The sequence below is a fragment of the Actinoplanes sp. NPDC051633 genome, from assembly GCF_040681735.1.
GTDB lineage: Bacteria > Actinomycetota > Actinomycetes > Mycobacteriales > Micromonosporaceae > Actinoplanes.
In genome coordinates this window covers 1-2706 of sequence record NZ_JBFAZH010001046.1, presented here as the reverse complement: position 1 = coordinate 2706, position 2706 = coordinate 1, and the positions used below count along the sequence as shown (strand labels likewise).

The 2706-nt window shown below is 70.6% G+C and carries 3 protein-coding genes; 1 reads left to right on the top strand and 2 read right to left on the bottom strand.

What is annotated here, in order from left to right:
• Positions 1-1005 (bottom strand): sugar-binding domain-containing protein (locus tag AB0M20_RS36660; protein ID WP_364305280.1); only part of this gene is annotated, 1005 nt, incomplete at its 3' end.
• Positions 1006-1112: 107 nt separating this feature from the next.
• Between AB0M20_RS36660 and AB0M20_RS36655 the strand changes: the two genes are divergently transcribed.
• Positions 1113-2183: a DUF3616 domain-containing protein gene (locus AB0M20_RS36655; protein WP_364305278.1), complete on the top strand. Its 1071-nt coding sequence runs from the start codon at positions 1113-1115 to the stop codon at positions 2181-2183.
• A gap of 54 nt (positions 2184-2237) precedes the next feature.
• On the opposite strand, the gene AB0M20_RS36650 is transcribed toward AB0M20_RS36655, so the two are convergent.
• Complete coding sequence (locus tag AB0M20_RS36650; RefSeq protein WP_364305276.1) at positions 2238-2564, bottom strand: hypothetical protein; 327 nt, start codon at positions 2562-2564, stop codon at positions 2238-2240.
• Positions 2565-2706 lie beyond the last annotated feature (142 nt).

Below are 2706 nucleotides of genomic sequence, written 5' to 3'. Positions count from 1 at the left end.
GTTGCGCTTGCCGTTGACCTGGATCTGCCTGTCCCGCACCTCGATCTCACGAAAGCCGATGCGCTGGGCGGTGATGTGGTCGCCCAGCTGCAGCACCAGCGTGTACAGGTTGGGCTCCTCGGCGCTCCACTTCCGGGGATTGCCGACCGGCATCGTCAGCGTTCCGGCGCCGGTCGCCGCACCGATCTGCCGGTCTCCGTCGAAGAGGCGCGCGTGCACCGGACCGTCGGCATCGAGGCGGGCCGTCAGCACGGCGTCACGGTAGGCGGAGTCCAGGTCGGTGGTGATGTAGGCATCGCGGATGCGGCTCTGCGGGGTCCGGTACAGCCACACGTCGCGGAAGATCCCGCTGTACCGCCACTGGTCGACGTCCTCGAGGTAGGCGCCCGAACCCCAGCGGTGCACCTGCACGGCGATCGTGTTGCGTCCGGCCCGCAGGTGGTCGGTCACGTCGTACTCGGCCGGGGTGTAGCCGCCCTGGTCGTACCCGACGTATTCGCCGTTGACCCAGACCAGGTAGTTGCTGGTGACGCCCTCGAAGCGGAGGAACATGCGACCGCCGGCCCAGTTGGCCGGCAGCGTGAAGGTCTTCAGGTACGCGCCGGTCGGGTTGACGTCGCGGGGCACCCGCGGCGGGTCGTCGGGGACGATCTCGCTCGGGATGTTGCGGAAGATCGGGTGGTCGATGAAGTCGGACTGCCAGGTGTGCGGCACCCGTACCTCGGTGAAGCCGGGCCCGTCGAAGCGCGCGTCCTCCGGCTTGTCGAAGATCTTGAGTCGCCAGGCGCCGTTCAGCGACAGGGTCAGCGGATTGGCGCCGGCCCGGTCGATGGCGGCCCGGGTCGACGGGTACGGACGCAGGTCGGCGTGTGGCTCCTCCTGCCCCTCGCCGGTCAGCTGCGGATCGTCGAGGTACCGGTAGATGTCATCCGGCGGTCCGGCCGCCGCCGGCGTCGCCACCAGCAGCGATGCGAGGAGCAGGAGAGCAAGGGCGGCACGGCGCACGGGAACCTCCGTAGGACATCGACCGAAGTAGATGCTTCTGTTCCCTGCGCCGTCCGTCAAGGTCCGGTACCGGCGATGCCGTCGGCCGATCGTGCCAGGATGACGTCATGACCTTGGAACGCACGGTCCGGCTGCGCTTCGGCCACCTCTCCCGCGCCGCCGCGACACACACCAATCTCTCCGCGGTGCGGGTCGACGGCGATGTGCTGTGGGTGGCCGGCGACGAGACCGCGACGCTGGAACGGCTGGTGGCCGACGACCCGGTGCTCCCCACCGAGTACGGCGACGAGCAGACGTTCCACCTCGGTGACTTCGTCGACCTTCCGGGCGAAGACCCGAACGAGGAGGCGGACATCGAGGGCCTCGCCCGCAGCGGGCACTTCCTCTGGGCGGTCGGATCGCACAGCCTGCGCCGCAAGCAGATCAAGGCCAGGCACACCGGTGACAAGGCGCTGCGCCGGCTCGGCAAGGTCGAGGGCCAGGACAACCGCCAGATCCTGGTACGCCTGCCGATCGCCGAGGTGGACGGCCTGCCCACCCCGGTGCCGTCGCTCGTCATCGATGGTTCGGTCCAGCGGGCGGCGTGCCTGGCACCGCAGGACAACCTGCGCGAGCTGCTGCGCGACGACCGGCACCTGGCGCCGTTCCTGGCCATCCCCGGAAAGGACAACGGGCTGGACATCGAGGGCATCGCGGTGCACGGGGACCGGGTCTACCTGGGCCTGCGCGGGCCGGTGCTGCGCGGGTGGGCGTTCGTGCTCGAGCTGCGGCCGTACGTCGACCCGGGCGAACCGCAGCGGCTGCGGCTGCGCGAGTTCGAGGACGGCCGGCCGTACCGCAAGCACGTGCTGCGCCTGGACGGGCTCGGGGTGCGTGACCTGTGCCCCGCTGGGGACGACCTGCTGGTGCTGGCCGGGCCGACGATGGACCTGGACGGGCCGGTGCGGATCTACCGCTGGCACGACGCGATGCGGGTCGGGATGCCGGCGGTGGTGCGCGGCGACATGATCAGCCGGGAGCTGGAGCTCACCTACGGCGAGGGCGACGACCACGCCGAGGGCATGGGCCTGATCGGCGAACCGGACAACAAGCTGGCCCTGATCGTGTACGACAGCCCGGCGGTGGCCCGCTTCCACGGCGACGACATCATCCTCGCCGACGTCGTGCGGCTGCCGTGATCAGCGAGATACCCGTCGCCCGCCGCGACGACACGCGACGTCCGTGATCGGGTCCTAGCCCACCTGCATCCGCTCGCACAGGCCCCGCAGCTCGGCGCCGCCGGCGTTGCGGCGGGAGCGTTCCAGCAGCGCACGGGTCGTCTCGCGGCTCATCGGCGAATTGTGCACATGCTGCGGGGCCACCCGCTCGGCGGTCAGCAGGTAGCGGATCGCCTCCCGGTCGCGGTTGCGCAGCTGCGCCATCGCGCGGGCGGCGTCGGCGTAGAAGAACACCTGCCGGCAGCCGGCCTCGATCACCGCCGGATTGGTGCCCCGCGCGATGTGCACCGCCTCGCCGGGGTCGCCGCCGTCGGCCTCGATCCCGATCCGCCAGATGTTCACGTTGGTCGGCCCGAAGAACAGCGACAGCGCCGGCGACTCCCCGGTCCGCGCGGCCAGTTGCCCCGCCTCCTCGGCATAGCCGCGCGATTCGTCGATCTATTTCAGACCCCTGCTCGCGTACGCGCAAACGAGCTGCAACGAC

Excerpts from the sequence above, each read along its gene's own strand:
- AB0M20_RS36655 (WP_364305278.1), top strand. The coding sequence starts at position 1,113 with ATGACCTTGGAACGCACGGTCCGGCTGCGCTTCGGCCACCTCTCCCGC.